13 protein-coding genes and 1 tRNA gene are annotated in these 16,168 nt (G+C 74.2%); 7 read left to right on the top strand and 7 right to left on the bottom strand.

The genetic code is table 11. The annotated features are described in order from the left end of the window. Nucleotides 1-32: 32 nt before the first annotated feature. Nucleotides 33-1,370 carry an MFS transporter gene (locus tag E4P38_RS16810; protein ID WP_135133101.1) on the top strand — a complete coding sequence of 446 codons (1,338 nt, stop codon included), beginning with the start codon at nt 33-35 and terminating at the stop codon, nt 1,368-1,370. Here E4P38_RS16810 and dcd read toward each other — a convergent pair. Continuing rightward, nucleotides 1,339-1,926 carry a dCTP deaminase gene (gene dcd / locus E4P38_RS16805; RefSeq protein ID WP_135133100.1) on the bottom strand — a complete coding sequence of 196 codons (588 nt, stop codon included), beginning with the start codon at nt 1,924-1,926 and terminating at the stop codon, nt 1,339-1,341. The genes E4P38_RS16810 and dcd overlap by 32 nt on opposite strands. Nucleotides 1,927-2,089: 163 nt before the next feature. Here dcd and E4P38_RS16800 point away from each other — a divergent pair, with 163 nt between their 5' ends. The 4 genes from E4P38_RS16800 (at nt 2,090) to E4P38_RS16785 (ending at nt 7,726) form a co-directional block, all read left to right on the top strand. Next, nucleotides 2,090-4,858, top strand: a complete 2,769-nt coding sequence (locus E4P38_RS16800; RefSeq protein WP_167760604.1) for a S8 family serine peptidase — start codon at nt 2,090-2,092, stop codon at nt 4,856-4,858. A gap of 132 nt (nt 4,859-4,990) precedes the next feature. Next, a tRNA-Gly gene (locus E4P38_RS16795) sits at nt 4,991-5,064 on the top strand. Between the two features lie 363 nt (nt 5,065-5,427). Then, nucleotides 5,428-5,964: a universal stress protein gene (locus E4P38_RS16790; RefSeq protein WP_135133098.1), complete on the top strand. Its 537-nt coding sequence runs from the start codon at nt 5,428-5,430 to the stop codon at nt 5,962-5,964. A gap of 91 nt (nt 5,965-6,055) precedes the next feature. Next, on the top strand, nt 6,056-7,726 hold the full coding sequence (locus E4P38_RS16785; protein WP_245161092.1) for a GAF domain-containing sensor histidine kinase: 1,671 nt from the start codon (nt 6,056-6,058) through the stop codon (nt 7,724-7,726). A gap of 5 nt (nt 7,727-7,731) precedes the next feature. On the opposite strand, the gene E4P38_RS16780 is transcribed toward E4P38_RS16785, so the two are convergent. From E4P38_RS16780 to E4P38_RS16770, 3 genes are all read right to left on the bottom strand, one after another. Beyond that, on the bottom strand, nt 7,732-8,388 hold the full coding sequence (locus E4P38_RS16780; protein WP_135133097.1) for a response regulator transcription factor: 657 nt from the start codon (nt 8,386-8,388) through the stop codon (nt 7,732-7,734). 80 nt (nt 8,389-8,468) lie between these two features. Continuing rightward, nucleotides 8,469-9,497 (bottom strand): 3-oxoacyl-[acyl-carrier-protein] synthase III C-terminal domain-containing protein, encoded by a 1,029-nt coding sequence (locus E4P38_RS16775; RefSeq protein WP_135133096.1) that lies wholly within the window; start codon nt 9,495-9,497, stop codon nt 8,469-8,471. A 73-nt stretch (nt 9,498-9,570) separates the two neighbouring features. Continuing rightward, on the bottom strand, nt 9,571-10,278 hold the full coding sequence (locus E4P38_RS16770; RefSeq protein ID WP_135133095.1) for a methyltransferase domain-containing protein: 708 nt from the start codon (nt 10,276-10,278) through the stop codon (nt 9,571-9,573). Nucleotides 10,279-10,322: 44 nt separating this feature from the next. On the opposite strand from E4P38_RS16770, the gene E4P38_RS16765 reads away from it, so the two are divergent. Beyond that, entirely contained in the window at nt 10,323-11,294 is a 972-nt protein-coding gene (locus E4P38_RS16765; protein ID WP_245161091.1) for a ribokinase, read from the top strand. A 39-nt stretch (nt 11,295-11,333) separates the two neighbouring features. Next, on the top strand, nt 11,334-11,465 hold the full coding sequence (locus E4P38_RS23890; RefSeq protein WP_280791091.1) for a hypothetical protein: 132 nt from the start codon (nt 11,334-11,336) through the stop codon (nt 11,463-11,465). On the opposite strand, the gene E4P38_RS16760 is transcribed toward E4P38_RS23890, so the two are convergent. Genes E4P38_RS16760 through E4P38_RS16750 form a run of 3 tightly spaced genes read right to left on the bottom strand, consistent with a single transcriptional unit; the run spans nt 11,462 to nt 16,168 of the window. Next, nucleotides 11,462-13,039 carry an AMP-binding protein gene (locus E4P38_RS16760; protein WP_135133094.1) on the bottom strand — a complete coding sequence of 526 codons (1,578 nt, stop codon included), beginning with the start codon at nt 13,037-13,039 and terminating at the stop codon, nt 11,462-11,464. The two genes, E4P38_RS23890 and E4P38_RS16760, sit on opposite strands and share 4 nt — an antisense overlap. 13 nt (nt 13,040-13,052) lie before the next feature. Further along, nucleotides 13,053-14,210 carry an acyl-CoA dehydrogenase family protein gene (locus tag E4P38_RS16755; protein ID WP_245161090.1) on the bottom strand — a complete coding sequence of 386 codons (1,158 nt, stop codon included), beginning with the start codon at nt 14,208-14,210 and terminating at the stop codon, nt 13,053-13,055. After that, a complete protein-coding gene (locus E4P38_RS16750; protein WP_135133093.1) occupies nt 14,207-16,168 on the bottom strand; it encodes a biotin carboxylase N-terminal domain-containing protein in 1,962 nt (653 codons plus the stop codon). The genes E4P38_RS16755 and E4P38_RS16750 overlap by 4 nt, the downstream gene beginning before the upstream one ends.

Below are 16,168 nucleotides of genomic sequence, written 5' to 3'. Positions count from 1 at the left end.
GCCCGCGGCGCGCGGTGGAGGACCATGCCGGGGTGACCCGCACCGCCGCACGGACCCCCTCCCCCGCCGCCGGAGAGAACCGGCGGGGGCTGGTGCTGATCGGCGTCGCGATCGTCCTCACCGGGCTGAACCTGCGGACGGCGGTCAACAGCGTCGGCCCCGTGCTGGAGGAGATCGAGGCCGGCCTGGGTCTCTCCAGCGGCCTCGCGGGGCTCGTGACCTCGCTGCCGGTGCTCTGCTTCGCCGTCCTGGGCTTCGCGGGGCCTGCCCTGTCGGCCCGGTTCCGGGACGCCACCGTGCTCGCGGGCGCCCTGCTGGCCATGACCGGCGGTCTCGTCCTGCGCGGCGTCGCCGGGTCGTTCTGGCTGTTCGTCGTCGGGACCGTGCTGGCGATGACCGGCGGCGCCCTCGGCAACGTCCTCCTGCCGAGCCTGGTGAAGCGCTACTTCCCGCACCGCACCGGCCTGCTGGTGGGTGCGTACAGCACCGCGCTCAGCATCGGCGGGACGGCGGCCTCGGTGGCCACCCAGCCGATCGCCGCGTCGGTCGGCGCCGACGGGTGGCGCTGGGCCCTGGGTATCTGGGCCGTCCTGTCCCTCGTCGGCGTCCTGGCGTGGCTGCTCGTGCCCGCCACGGCCGGGGGATCCCGCGGGACGCACGTCGCCGTGCAGATGCGGTCACTGGTGCACAGCCGGACCGCCGTGGCCCTGACCGTGTTCTTCGGGATCCAGGCGACCCAGGCCTACGTCATCGTCGGCTGGTCGGCGCAGTACCTGCGCGAGGCCGGACTGAGCGCGGCCACCGCAGGCCTGCTGCTGGGCCTGAACACCCTCATCGGCATCCCGTTCAGCATGCTCGTCCCGACCCTGACCGTCCGGCCCCGGCTCCAGTGGCCGATGCTGCTCGCCTTCATGGGGTGCTACACCGCCGGCTGGATCGGGCTCTGGGTCGCGCCCACGGCGGCGCCGTGGCTCTGGATGGCCGTGCTCGGGCTCGGACTCGGCACGTTCCCGATGGTGCTGACCCTGATCCCGCTGCGCGCCCGGACGGCGGAGACGACCGCCGCGTTGGCCACGGTCGTCCAGGGGCTGGGCTACCTCCTGGCCGCCGCGGGCCCGCTCCTGGTCGGGGTGCTCCGCGGCGTGACCGGGGGCTACACCGGGATGTTCGTGCTGGTGCTCGCCGGCGTCGTCGGCCTGACGATCCTCGGCCGGGTGGTCACCCGGCCCCGGTACGTCGACGACGAGGTGGACCGTTCCGTCCCGGGCTGGTCAGCGGGGGCGGCGCCGACCCACGTCGTCGAGGCGGCCGGCGCGGAACCGCCGGTGGTGACCCCGGTCAGGTCGGACGACGGGTCTCCGCGCGGGTGAAGTTGCGGTAGGACCGCGACGGCGTGGGGCCGCGCTGGTCCTGGTACCGGGAGCCGTAGACGGCCGAGCCGTACGGGTGCTCCGACGGGCTGGTCAGCCGGAACATGCACAGCTGGCCGATCTTCATGCCCGGCCAGAGCGTGATCGGCAGGTTCGCGACGTTGGACAGCTCCAGCGTGATGTGCCCGGAGAACCCCGGGTCGACGAACCCCGCGGTGGAGTGGGTGAGCAGCCCGAGCCGCCCGAGACTGCTCTTCCCCTCGAGCCTCGCTGCCAGGTCGTCCGGCAGGCTGACCACCTCAAGGGTCGACCCGAGGACGAACTCACCCGGGTGCAGCACGAACGGTTCGTCGCCGTCCGGCTCGACCTCGGTCGTCAGGTCGTCCTGCTGCAGTGCCGGGTCGATGTGGGTGTACCGGGAGTTGTTGAACACCCGGAAGAACCGGTCGAGCCGGACGTCGATGCTGGAGGGCTGCACCAGCTCCGCGTCGTAGGGCTCGAGACCGAGCCGGCCCTCGGCGATCGAGGCCTTGATGTCGCGGTCGGACAGCAGCATGGCGCGGAGTCTAGGGAATCGCCCCCGTCACTCCTCCGGGCGAACCTTCTCAACCCCCGGCCGCGGCACGCCGTTGATCACCGGAGAAGACGCACGTCCGCTGCCGGCCACCGGTGGCGGACGGCTCCGGACGGTCCGGGGGCGCGCGTCCGGGGGGCGATGGATGAAGAGCAAGCGGGTCCAGGCGTTGATCCTGGCCGCTGCCGTGGCCGCGGGATACGCGGGCGCAGCTGCGTACTCGGCCTGGGCCCTGCCCTCGGTCGCGATCGCGTCCGACTTCGGGCCGGACGACGGCCTGACCCGCTACGTGCTCACCGCCGCTTCGGGCGACGCCTCCGGCCTCCTTGCGGGCCTCGAGGCCACGGACGGCGTCGTCAGCGCGCAGCGACTGAGCGACGGCCGCGCCCTGGTGGCCACCAAGGGCATGGCCCCGCAGCACCTCGAGGTGCTCCCGGGCGTCGCGGACGCCGAGTTCTCCCCCTCGGTGCCGGTGCTCGGCACGGTCACCGACCCCTACTTCCCCCAATACGGCTACAACCTGGACAACACCGGCGCGAACTCTCGCAACTTGCCCGCCGTGGCCGGCGCCGACGTCGACGCCCCCGAGGGCTGGGACGGCGGAACGGGCAACGGCCGGATCGTCGCCGTCGTCGACACCGGGTACGACTCCGATCACGCCGAGCTCGCCGGCGCGCTGTGGAACAACCCCGCCGAGTCCTGTGGGGCGGCCGACACCGACGGCAACGGCAAGGCCGGCGACTGTCACGGCTGGAACTTCACGACGAACTCCGCCGACGTCGACAACGGCAGCTACGGCTCGCACGGCACCAGCGTCTCGGGCGTCATCGGCGGGCGGGTCGGCAACGGCCTGGGCACCGCCGGCGTGGCCCCCGACGTCACGATCATGCCGCTGGTCATCGGCAGCGGTTCCTCGGTCGACGTCACCCTGGGCGCCGAGGCGATCCGCTACGCCGTCGACCACGGCGCGGACGTCATCAACGCCTCCTGGGGCGGGCCCACCTCCGGCTGGGCCCTGGACAACCTGCGGTCAGCGATCGCCTACGCCGCGGCCCACGACGTGATCGTCGTCGCCGCTGCCGGCAACGACAGCGGGAACCGCGACAGCTCGCTGCTGTACCCGGCCAGCCTGACCGAGCCCAACGTCGTGACGGTCGGCAACTCGACCGCCGGCGACGGGATCAGCTCGAGCTCGGCCTACGGCGCCACGGCCGTGGACCTCTTCGCCCCGGGTGACCTGGTCTTCACGACCTGGAACGACGGCGACTTCCGGCTGGTCTCGGGCACGTCGATCGCCGCGCCCCAGGTCGCGGCCGCCTACGCGCTCTACCGGGCCGCCTGGCCGGACGCGACGTTCGCCCAGCTCCGGCAGGCACTGCTGGACGACGTCGACCCCGTGCCCGCCCTCGCCGGCAAGTCGGTGACCGGTGGACGGCTGTCGATCGGTGCGTTGGCCGACGGCGCGCTCGGCGCCGTGCGCTACACGTTCACGTCGATGACGGCGCCGGCCGGCGTCGTCGAGCCCGGCGTCACCGCCACCGGCGACGACGTGAGCGGCGACTACTCCTTGTCGGTGGGCCTCGGCATGGAGCAGGACGGTGAGGTCTGGGCGGTCGCTGACAAGGAGCTGTCGCTGGGCGGCACCACGCTGACCACCGACGACTCGGGTGAGGCGGTCTTCGCCCTGGGCGCGGCCGACACGCTCGACGACCTGGCGCTCTCGCCGTCCATGGAGCTCGGCGACGGCCGCTACGTACTGACCGTGCAGCTCTACCGGGACGGGACCGTGCTCGGGCGGACCTACGCCGCGCCGCTGCTCGTCGGCACTGCTGTGACGACGCCCGGCGGCTCAGGCACCCCGGGCACGGGCACCCCCGGTACGGGCACGCCTGGCTCCGGGACCCCGGGCACGGGCACCCCCGGGACCGGCGGCTCGGGTACCGGTATTCCGGGTACGGGCGCGACGGGCACCGGCACACCTGACACGGGCACGCCGGGCACCGGCACCCCTGGCACCGGCACCCCCGGCACGGGCACTCCCGGCACGGGAAGCGGTGGCGGCTCCGGGTCGGGCGGATCTGGGTCGGGCGGCACCGGGAACGGTTCCGGCACGACGCCGGATACGACCGACCCCGGCACCGGAACCCCGGGCACGGGCACTCCGGGCACCGGCACGCCGGGCACCGGCACCGGCACGCCTGACACGGGCACCGGCGGCTCTGGCGGCTCTGGCGGCTCAGGCTCGGGCGGCTCAGGCTCGGGCGGCTCAGGGTCCGGTGGATCCGGGAGTGGTGGCGCACCGGCGCCGGAGGTCGGCGGAAGTGCGACGTTCCCCGGCTCCGGTCCGTTCGGGATCACCTCGATGAGCCCCGCTACGGTGGACATCGCCGGCGGCACGCTCGTGACCATCACCGGATCGGCGCTGCCCACGAGCCCGCGGGTCCGCGTCGGGGACTCGGCGTCGGCGGTCGTGATCTCGTCCTCGGCCACCAGCGTGGTCTTCCGGGCTCCGGCCCGGACGGCCGGCGCCTACGACGTGCACGTCTTCGCCACGGATGGCACCACGGACGTGCTCACGGCAGCCCTCACCTACGTCGACGGCGCCGGAACCGGCACGCCCGGTACCGGCACCCCCGACACGGGCACCGGCACCGGCACCGGCGCGGGCGGATCCGGCGGCTCGGACACCGGGACCGGCGGGTCCGGCTCCGGCGGTTCGGGCACGGGTGGATCCGGTTCCGGCGGCTCGGGCTCCGGCGGCTCCGGCGGCTCCGGCGGCTCCGGCGGCTCCGCGGGTCCGGTCGTCGCCACCGGGCCGGGCGGGGAGCGGCTCGTGCGGACGACGAAGTTCGCCGCACTGGGCTCCATCTGGTCGATGGACTGCTCGGCGTCCTGCAGCGGGGTCGCGATCTAGGGACCCCTCCGTACCGCTGCGCCCCGTCCGACTTCCCCAGTGCGGACGGGGCGCAGCCATGTCCAGCGGAGTGCTGCGAGGAGGGGTCTATGGCCGCTGCGGAAGGGCCGCCAGGTAGTCTGGCGGGCGTTCGCGGGTGTAGTTCAATGGTAGAACATCAGCTTCCCAAGCTGACAGTGCGAGTTCGATTCTCGTCACCCGCTCCACGCTCCTCACCAGGGCACGAGCGAATCCGGAACACCCCGACCCTCAGGCTCCGAGCACCTCCGCCGCAGCTCGAGAGCTCGGGCACGCGACGTCAACGAGCCGTGCGGGCGAACGTGACGCTCGGGCGCCGGCGCGGGCCGTCAGCATCGCCACGCAGCCGTCGATTCGCTGCGACTGTGCGGTTCGCGCACGTCCGGGCGCGCTGCGGTGCGCTGTGCGGTCACCCGGAAGCGCCTGGGAAGTCACTGTGGGTGTGGACACGCAGCCCGAGCCACGCGAAACGATGTCGGTACGCTTCCCGTATCGGCCGTCGGGCCCTTGGTCCCTGCCGGACTGCCGAGAGTGCCGCAACGATCAAGTTCATGAGCGACACCCGACCGTCCTGGGAGCCGGACTCGGCACCGGGAACGGAGCCGCAGTCGGCTGGGCCGACGGCGTCCGGACGGGGTCAGAGCCCGGGCGTCGAACCCCTCCGCCTCCCCCCGCTCCTCCCCCGCCGGCAGAACCCGTGGCTCGTCGTCGAGGTGGACGGCTCGGTTGCCGGCCACGGCGCCCTCGTGTGGGCGCTGCGCGAGGCCGCGCGCCGGGAGGCGACCGTCGTCGCGGTGAGCGTGCTCCAGGCTCCGGACGGCGATCCTCTCGACGGCTCCGCGCGGGTCCAGGTCCGCGCCCACCTCGCCGCGCACAACCGGCTCGAGGCCCAGGTGCTCCGTGCGATCGCCGAGACCGGCGTCCACGGCCGCACCCGTACCGCGGTCCTCGAGCGTCCGGTCTTCGAGGCGCTGATGGCCGCCACGCACGGTGCCGACCTCGTCGTCGTCGGTGCGCGGGGCAAGACCCTGCTGCGCCAGGCGGTCGCGCGTCCGGCCGCCCCTCGCCGTCTCGCCCGTGGCGCCTGAGCTCCACCGCAGCCCACCGGCCGCCGCTCCCCGCCGATCGCACGTCCCGGGACCGCTTCCTGATCCCGGCCAGGCCACCTACCGTCGGGCCGTGCCCCCGCCCGACCACCTGGCCGATCCGCCGACCACCGACGTGAACGTCGCGCCGGTGCTCACCGCTGCCCTCCGGGCGGCGGCCTCCGGCAGCCAGCTGGAAGCCACCCTTCACGACATCGTGCAGGCGGCGGTACGGCACGTGAACGCGGGCTACGGCGCCATGGGTGTGCTGACGCCGGACGGCCGCCGGCTGGACCGGTTCGTGATCGTCGGCATGGGTCCCGAGGACCGCGAGCGGATCGGGCAGCCGCCCGCGGGGAACGGGATCCTCGGCCTGCTGGTGGCCGAGCCGGAGACGCTGCGCCTCGACGACCTCGGTGAGCACCCGGCGTCCTCCGGCTTTCCGCCGGGCCACCCACCGATGCGGTCCTTCCTCGGCGTCCCGGTCCGGGTGGGCGACTCCGTCTTCGGCAACCTCTACCTCACCGAGAAGAGCACCGGCGGCCCGTTCACCCCGGCCGACGTCGAGGTGGCCCAGGCGCTCGCCGCGGTCGCCGGCATGGCGATCGAGAACGCCCGGCTGGCCGAGCGCGCCGAGGCCCGCAGGCGATGGGGTCAGGCCGCCACCGAGATGGCCACGGCCCTGCTGTCGGGCGCCGACCCCGACGACGTGCTCCGGGCCGTGTCCCTCCAGGTCTCGACGCTCACGAACGCCGACATGGCCGGCGTGCTCGCACCGAGCCTGGACGACGACTCCTCCATGACCATCGTGAGCGCCGTCGGCCATGCGGCCGCCGACTACGAGGGTGTCCGGCTGCCGCTGACCGGGACGTACCTGGGCGCACTCCACGAGGCCGGTGACTCCCGGCTCATGGAGGACATCAGCACGATGCCTGTCATGGGCACGCGCGCGGCGGTCGTCGTCGAGCTGACCGCTGCCTTCGGCCCGGGCATGGTCGCGCCGATGGGCAACGCCCCCGGCAGAGGCCTGCTCGCCGTGCTTCGCTCGTCCGGACGCGAACCGTTCTCCCCCGACGAGCTCGACCTGCTGTCGGCCTTCGCCGCCCAGGCCTCCGTCGTCCTGGAGCTGGCGCGCGCCCAGCAGCGCGAGCGCCGGCTGCAGGTGCAGACCGACCGGGACCGCATCGCGCGCGACCTGCACGACCACGTCGTCCAGCGGATCTTCGCGACCGGCCTGGCGCTGGACCGGATCAGCCGTTCCCTGGAGGAGACCAGCCCGGAGGTTGCCTCCCGCATCAGCGAACGGGTCGACGAGCTCGACGGCACCATCTCCCGGATCCGCTCGTCCATCTTCGAGCTCCAGGAGGCCGAGGACGCCTCGCCGGTGGCGGTCCGGCGACGGATCGGTGAGGTGGTCCGGTCGGTGACCGAGGCCCACGACCTGCGCCCGGACCTGCGGATCCGCAACGAGGTGGAGGATCTTCTCCCCGATCTGGTCAACGACGTGGTGGCGGTGGTCCGGGAGCTGGTCACGAACGTGGTGCGGCACGCCCGGGCGACCCGCCTGACGGTGGCGGTGACGGTCACCGACGCGGTGTCCGTCGTCGTCACCGACGACGGCCGCGGGCTGCCGCCGATCACGGTCCGCAGCGGCCTGACCAATCTCGCCGACCGCGCCGAACGCCGCGGCGGCCGGCTGACGATCTCCAGCGGCGACTCCGGGACCGAGGTCGCCTGGTCGGTGCCGCGGCCTGCCGCGGCCTGAGCGGGTCAGCCCGTCGCGGTGTCCCGCAGCTGCGTGGCGAGGATGGCGGCCTGGGTCCGCCGCTCCAGACCCAGCTTGGCCAGCAGATGGCTGGTGTAGTTCTTCACCGTCTTCTCCGCCAGGCCCATCCGCTCGCCGATCTGCCGGTTGGTGAGCCCCTCGCCGATCAGCCGCAGCACGGAACGTTCCTGGTCGGTGAGCGTGGACAGCCGCTCGCGGCCGGCGGTGGCCGGTCCCCGGCTGCGCGGCGCGGCCGGCGCCAGGTCGTCGAACAGGCTGCCCCCTGCCGCCACGGTGCGTACCGCGGACACCAGGGCCGGCCCACGGACCTGCTTGAGCAGGAAGCCCGCCGCACCCGCCCGGACGGCGGCGTCCAACGCGTCCTGCTCGGAGTAGCTGGTCAGCACGAGGCAGTGCAGCCCCGGCACCCGCTCGCGCAGACCGCGGCAGAGCTCCGCGCCGTCCCCGTCGGGCAGGCGCATGTCGATGACGACGACGTCGGGCCGCACGGCCGGCACCCGGGCCAGCGCCTCGGCGCACGACCCGGCCTCCCCCGCGACGGTGATGCCGGGGTCGTCCTCGAGCACCTCGGCCACCCCGCGGCGGACGACCTCGTGGTCGTCGACGAGGAACACGCGCACGGGCGGGGAGACGGGGTCCATGCCACCGCCTCCTCCCGGCTCGCGGGGGCTCCAGGGGTGCGGAGCCTAGGGGCTCCCGGGACCCACCGGAACCGCTTCGGTCACGCGGGCAGCAGCAGGGCCGCGTAGAGGGTGAGGCCCGGGCCGAATGCCATCGCCACGACCGGACCGTCCACGTCGGCCATCTCCTGCAGCACCAACAGCACCGTCGCAGACGAGCAGTTGCCGTGCTCGGCGAGCACCCGCCGCGAGGTAGCGATCTGGTCCTCCGCGAGGCCCAGCTCGTCGCGGACGACGTCGAGGATGCGCGGGCCGCCGGGGTGCACCGCCCAGCCGGCGACGTCCTCGACCCGCAGGCCCGCCTCGGTGAGCAGCTCGTCGACGACGCCGCCGACGTGCCGGGAGAGCACGTCGGGCACCCGCGGCGAGAGCCCCATGCGGAAGCCGAGGTCCGTGACGTCCCAGGTCATGTGATCGGCGGTCGAGGGGTCGGTGCGCGCGACGATCCCGGCGATGCGCCGGCCGCGGGAGGCACCCGGCTCCACGACGACCGCCGCGGCGGCGTCGGAGAAGAGCGCGTGCGCGACGACCTGCTCCAGGTCCGGCTGCGCGGGCTGCACGTGGAGGCTGGTCAGCTCGCAGCAGAGCAGCACCGCGGGGCGGGACCGCGCGGCGACGAAGTCGCTGACGGCGGCCAGGCCGGGGATGGCGGCGTAGCAGCCCATGTGGCCGACCAGCAGCCGCTGCAGGCCGGCCGGCATCCCGAGGTCGCTGGCCAGCCGGATGTCGAGGCCCGGGGTCGCGTACCCGGTGCAGGTGGCGACGGCGAACAGGCCGACGTCCCCCGGTGCGAGCCCGGCGGCGTCCAGCGCACCGGCCACCGCCTGCTTGCCCAGCGGCAGCGCCTCCTGGACGTAACGCTCCATGCGGGCGCCGGTGCCCCAGCCGCTGAGGTCCTCGTCCAGCGGGCTGGCGACCGCGTGGCGGCGGCGGACGCCCGCCCCGGCGAAGATCCTGCGGGCCGCGCGCACACCCTCGTAGTGGTGGGCGAAATAGCCTTCCCAGACGGCGTCCTGGTCCAGCGTGGCCGGGAGTGCGGAGCCGGCGCCGGTGACGACCGCGCTGCTCATCCGGGGGTCTCGCGGGCGCGCGGGCTCGGCGTCATGCCCCCGACGGTACGTGGCGCCCAACCGGTCCGCCGCCTCATCGTTTCCGGCCGTAACCCGCGAAGACGACGGCCGTCGACCGGATCTGCTTCATCCGCACCATCGGTCGACGTCCGAACCTCCAGGCGATCGCCTCCCGCAACGAGGGACGCAGGCCCACCAGCCGGAGGTCGAGGCCCAACCGGTCGGCGGCGGCGAGTAGCCGTTTCCGGTCCACGAACAACGCGGGGTCGTGCAGCCCGGGCGGTGGTCCTCCGGGCAGTCGCTCGAGGAGATGCACGTTGACCAGGACCGACAACCGGCCGGCCGCCAGGGCGTCGATCACCAGCGTTCCGCCCGGACGCAGCAGGCGGGCGCACTCGGCGAGGACGCCGACGTCGTCCTCGACGTGCTCCAGGATCTCCCCCGCCACCACCACGTCGGCGCATCCGTCGGCCAGCGGCACGGCCAGGACCGAGGCCCGCACCGGGAGCATCGCGTGCGCGCGGCAGAGCTCCAGGCCGGCGCGTCCGATGTCGACGCCCACGTGCCGGTAGCCCAGCCGCTCGACGTGCGGGGCCATCAGGCCTCCGCCGCAGGCGAGGTCGACCAGCACCGCGTCGGGGCTCGGAGCCGGGGGGATGTGTTCCGCCCGCGAGGCGGCCAGCCAGTGCAGCGCCGCGAACTCCCCGTCCGGCCGCCACCACTCGCCCACCAGCTCGTCGTACTGGGCCGGGTCGTTGCGCGGCCGCCTCGCCGCCGTCACGGCGCCGGGACCACTCTGCGGGGCGCGGCGGCGGTCACGGCACCATGATCGCTGCTGTTCCCCGCTTCGTGCTCCCGGAGGTCGTGCCCGTGTCCGTCACCGTCGTCGGCAGCCTCAACGAGGACGTGCTCGTCGCGGTCGGCCGGCTGCCCGGACGCGGCGAGACCGTCATCGGCCGATCGGCGGAGCTGGCGCCGGGCGGGAAGGGCGCGAACCAGGCCGCGGCCGCCGGGCAGCTGGGCCCCGGGGTGCACATGGTCGGCCGGGTCGGCGAGGACCCCGCCGGCGACCGTCAGCTGGCCGCGCTCGCCGGCTCGCGGGTGAACGTCAGCCGCGTGCAGCGCACCGCGGGGGTCCCGACCGGGTCGGCGACCATCCCGGTGGAGGACGGCAGCGGCGAGAACCTGATCGTCGTCGTCCCCGGTGCGAACGCGGAGCTGACCCCCGAGGACGCCGACGTCGAGTCCGTGCGCCGGGCGGCCGTGCTGCTGTTGCAGCTGGAGGTGCCGCTGGACACCGTCTACGCCGCCGCGGCGGCGGCCGGTGGAACCGTGGTCCTCACCCCCGCGCCTCCCTGCCTCCTGCCGGATGAGCTGCTGGGCCTGGTCGACCTGCTGGTCCCCAACGAGCACGAGTTGGTGCAGCTGACCGGCGCCGCCGCCGGCGCCCGGACGCCTGCCGAGCTGGCCGCCCTTGCCCGCGGCATCGTCGGCCCGGTCGTGGTGGTGACCCTCGGCGCCCGCGGCGCGCTGCTGGTGCGCCGCGACGGCACTCCCGCGCTGCTGCAGGCGCCGCCGGAGGTGGTCGCTGTGGACACCACGGGCGCCGGGGACTGCTTCTGCGGCGCGCTGGCCCAGGCGCTCGCGCGCGGAGCGGAGCTCCCCGAGGCCGTGCGGTACGCGGTGACCGCGGCAGCGTTGTCGACCACCGGTCCGGGCGCCCGCGGCGCGCTGCCGGACGACGGCGACGTCCAGGCGCTGCTGCCGCGGACGCCCGCCGTCGTCCCGCTCGCCTGACCCGCGTTTCCCCCGCGGACCGCCGGGCACAGGACCGCCATGACCGAGCCCGAACGGACGCCGCACAGCACCGAGAGCGCCGAGGGCGACGAGCCCGGCGACGACGAGACCGGCGGCCGCACCCCGCATCCGGAACAGCCGGCCGAGGGCGAGGACACCGGCGACGCCTAGGCGGATCCGGCCTTCTCCTGCGCCCGCAGCTCGCGGCGCAGGATCTTCCCGCTGGCCGACTTCGGCACCGCGTCGATGAACTGCACCAGCCGGACCCGCTTGTAGGGCGCGCTGCGCTCGGCGACGAAGGCGATGACGTCGTCCTCCGTGGCGGTGCTGCCCGGCGCCCGGACGACGAACGCCTTCGGCACCTCGTCCCCCCGCTCGTCGTAGACCCCGATCACCGCGGCGTCGGTCACGTCGGGCGAGGCCAGCAGCACGGCCTCCAGCTCGGCGGGCGCCACCTGGTAGCCCTTGTACTTGATCAGCTCCTTGACCCGGTCGACGACGTGCCACCAGCCGTGCTCGTCGACCGTGCCGATGTCGCCGGTGTGCAGCCAGCCGTCGGCGTCGATGAGGGTGTCGGTCTCCTCCTGGCGGCCGAAGTAGCCCTTCATCCGCTGCGGCCCGCGGATCCAGATCTCGCCGGGCTCGCCGAACCCGACGTCCTCGCCGGTTTCGGTGTCCACGAGCCGGGCCTCGGTGGCGGGGAAGAGCTTGCCGATCGTCCCCGCCGGCGCCTCGTGAGCGGTCCCGTCGGGCACCAGGTGGGTGCCCGGCGAGAGCTCGGTCATCCCGTAGGCCTGCCCGAGCTCCGCGCCCATCCGGCGGGCGGCGATCGCGCCGAGCTCTGCGTCCAGCGGCGCGGCGGCGGACAGGATGAAGGTGAGCGCCGAGAAGTCGCGTCCCTCGAAGGCCGGGTGCTTGGCCATGGCGAGGACCACCGGCGGAGCCACGTAGGCGCGGGTGATCCGGTGCTGCTCGAGCACGTCGACGAACTGGGCGAGGTCGAACCGCGGCAGCACGACCACGGTCGCGCCCTTCCGCAGCGCCACGTTCATCAGCACGGTCATGCCGTAGATGTGGAAGAACGGGAGGACGGCGACGATCCGGTCCTCGGTGCCCATCGTGTGCAGCGCGTCGATCTGCGCCAGGTTCACGCCGATGCTGGCGTGGGTCAGCATCACGCCCTTGGGCAGGCTCGTGGTGCCCGACGAGTAGGGCAGCACGGCGACGTCCTCGGCGGCGTCGACGTGCACCTCCGGCGCGGGCCCGGTGGCGGCCAGCAGCTCCTGGACGCTGCGGTGCCCCTCGACCTGGTCGCAGGTCCAGACCGGCCGGTCGCCGGCCGCCTCGACCGCCACCGGCAGCAGGGGGGCGACGGTGATCACCATCGTGGCCTTGCTGTCGTCGAGCTGCGTGGCCATGTCCTTGGCGGTCGCCAGCGCCGACAGCGTCGTGACCGTCGCGCCGGCCCGGCTGGCTGCGTAGAACACGACCGGGTAGAGAACGGTGTTCGGGCTGTGCAGAGCGACGACGTCGCCGGGCTTCACCCCGATCTCGGCGAAGCCGGCCGCCATCCGGTCGACCATCTGCGCGAGCTGCGCGTAGGTGATCGTCTGGCCGCTGACGCCGTCGATCAGCGCGGGGTGGTTCCCCCGCTCGGCGGCGCCGGCCAGCACCGTATGCCAGATCGGCGTCGTCGGGGTCTCCACCGGTGGGAACTCGCTCGTGTGGATGCGCGGTGCGGACATCGTCGTCCTCAGGTCAGTAGGAGCGGGGCAGCTGCAGGTCGTGCTGGGCGACGAAGCTGAGGATCATCTCGCGGCTGACGGGGGCGATTCGGCTGACGCGGGACATCGCCAGCAGAGCGGCGACGCCGTACTCCTGGGAGAGCCCGTTGCCGCCGTGGGTCTGGATCGCCTGGTCGACCGCGTGCGCGGCGGCCTCGGCCGCGGCGTACTTGGCACTGTTGGCCGCGGTTCCGGCATCGGCGCCGGAGTCGATGAGCCAGGCGGCCTTCTGCGTCATCAGCCGGGCCAGCTCGATCTCGATCTGGCAGGCCGCGAGCGGGTGGGCCAGGCCCTGGTGGGCGCCGATCGGGGTGCCCCAGACCTGACGGGTGCGGGCGTACTCGGTGGCCTTGCGCATCGCGAGCCGCGCGACCCCCAGGGAGTAGGCGGCCGCCATCACGCGCTCGGGGTTGAGGCCCGCGAACAGCTGCGCGATGCCCTGGTCGGGGTGCCCGACCAGGGCGTCGCCGGGCAGCCGGACGTCGTCGAAGAACAGCTGGAACTGCCCCTCCGGGCTGATGATCTCCATCGGGATCCGGTGGGCGGTGAGCCCCGGGGCGTCGGTCGGGACGACGAACAGCGCCGGCCGCAGCGTGCCCTTCCCGCTGTCGGCCATCTTCCCGACGACCAGCAGCGCATCGGCCTGGTCGACGCCGCTGATCCACACCTTCTGGCCGCGGAGCACCCACTCGTCGCCGTCCCGGCGGGCCACGGTGGTGATCTCGTGGGAGTTCGATCCGGCGTCGGGCTCCGTGATCGCGAAGCCCATCGTCTTCGACCCGTCGGCCAGCGACGGCAGCCAGCGCTGCTTCTGCTCGGCGGTGCCGAACCTCCCGATCACGGTGCCGCAGATCGCGGGCGACACCACCATCATCAGCAAGGGGCAGCCGGCCGCCCCGAGCTCCTCCAGGACGATCGAGAGCTCCACCATGCCGCCGCCCCCGCCGCCGTACTCCTCGGGCAGGTTGACGCCGAGGAAGCCCGCCTTGCCGACCTCGGCCCACAGCGCATCGGTGCGGCCGCCGGACCGAGCCTGCTCCAGGAAGTAGGTCTGCCCGTAGCGGCCGCCGAGCTCGGCCACCGCCGCCCGCAGCGCGCGCAGCTCGTCGCCCTCGTCGAAGTCCAGCGTCACTGTTCCCCTGCCTCGATCACGGCGAGCACCGCGCCCGCGTCCACCTGTGCCCCCGGGACGACGTCCAGGGAGCGCACCACGCCGTCGCTCCCGGCCACAACGGGGTGCTGCATCTTCATCGCCTCCAGCACGAGCAGGGGCTGACCCGCCCGCACCTCGTCGCCGACGGCCACATGGACCGCGGTGACCGTCCCGGGCATGGGCGCGACCAGCGAGCCCTCCGCCACCGCCGTCGTCGCGTCCGGGAACCGGGGTAGCGCCGTCAGCGACACCGCCCAGCCGTCCCCGTCGACGTCGACGGCATTCCCGGCGATCGTCACGTCCAGCCGGTGCTCCACACCGGCGACCTCCAGGACCACCTCGTCGGCGGTCGCGGACACCAGCACGACGTCGCTGCGGCCTTCGACCAGGAGGCCTTGACGCGTGTGCCGGTAGCCGACCTCGACAGTCCTCCCGGCCACCTCGAACTCCGCTCGTGCGAACTGTGACGGGACGTTCCGCCACCCGCCCGGTAGTTCGCCCAGCACGCGGGCGGCACGGCGCCGGGCCGCGGCGCTCGCGAGGGCACCGGCGAGCACGGCCAGCTCGGTCTCGGCCGGACCGGCCAGCGGGGCGGCGAGGACGTCCAGGCCGATCCGGTCGAAGAACCCGGTGTCGGTGCGGCCGCTCAGGAAGTCGGGGTGGCGCAGGGTGCGCACCAGCAGGTCGCGGTTCGTCGTCGGGCCGTGCACCCTGGCGCCGGCCAGGGCCGCCGCGAGCCGGGCGGCCGCCTCCGCGCGGGTCGGCGCCCAGGCGATCACCTTGGCCAGCATCGGGTCGTAGGACGTGCCGACGGGCGTGCCGTCGACGATCCCGGCGTCCAGCCGGACGCCGGGCCGGGCGAGCACGTCGAACTCCGCCTGCACCCCGGGGACGGCGAACCGGTGGACCGTGCCGCCGGTGGGCCGCCAGCCCTGCGCCGGGTCCTCCGCGTAGAGCCGCGCCTCGATCGCCGCGCCCCGCGGCTCGGGGGGCGTGGCCGGCAGCCGCTCCCCCGCGGCGATCCGCAGCTGCTCGGCGACGAGGTCCAGGCCGGTGACGCACTCGGTGACGGGGTGCTCGACCTGGAGGCGGGTGTTGGTCTCGAGGAACCAGAACGTGCCGTTGTCGCGGGCCAGGAACTCGACGGTGCCGGCGCCGACGTAGTCGATCGCCTTCGCCGCCGCGACCGCCGCGGCGGCCAGTTCGGCGCGCAGGGCGTCGTCCACCATGGGGGACGGCGTCTCCTCGACCACCTTCTGGTGCCGGCGCTGCAGCGAGCACTCCCGCTCGCCGAGGGACCACACGGTGCCGTGGGTGTCGGCGAGCACCTGCACCTCGAGGTGGTGGCCCGCCTCGACGTAGGGCTCGCAGAACACGGTCGGGTCGCCGAAGGCCGAGGCGGCCTCGGCGCGGGCGGTCGTGAGCGCCGCCGGAAGGTCGGCGAGGGTCCGCACGACGCGCATGCCGCGGCCCCCGCCGCCCGCCGATGCCTTGACCAGCACCGGCAGGTCGGCCTCGGTGACGGCGGTCGGGTCCAGCTCGGGCAGCACCGGCACTCCGGCGGCGGCCATGAGCTTCTTGGCCTCGACCTTGGAGCCCATGGCGGCGATCGCGGCCGGCGGCGGCCCGATCCAGGTGAGGCCGGCGTCGATCACCGCCTGCGCGAACGCGGCGTTCTCCGACAGGAACCCGTAGCCCGGATGGACGGCGTCGGCGCCGGCGGTGCGGGCGGCGTCGATCAGCAGGTCGGCCCGCAGATAGGTGTCGGCAGGCGCCGAGCCCGGCAGCCACACGGCGCGGTCGGCCTCGGCGCGGTGCGGGCTGTCTGCGTCCGCGTCGGAGTAGACCGCCACGGTGCCGATGCCCAGGTCGCGGCAGGTGCGGAAGACCCGCCGGGCGATCTCGCCCCGATTGGCCACGAGCACTCTGGAGATCAC

Source organism: Blastococcus sp. CT_GayMR16, from assembly GCF_004570875.1.
In the GTDB taxonomy this organism is placed as follows: Bacteria; Actinomycetota; Actinomycetes; order Mycobacteriales; family Geodermatophilaceae; genus Blastococcus_B.
This window is presented reverse-complemented; position numbering and strand designations above follow the sequence as displayed.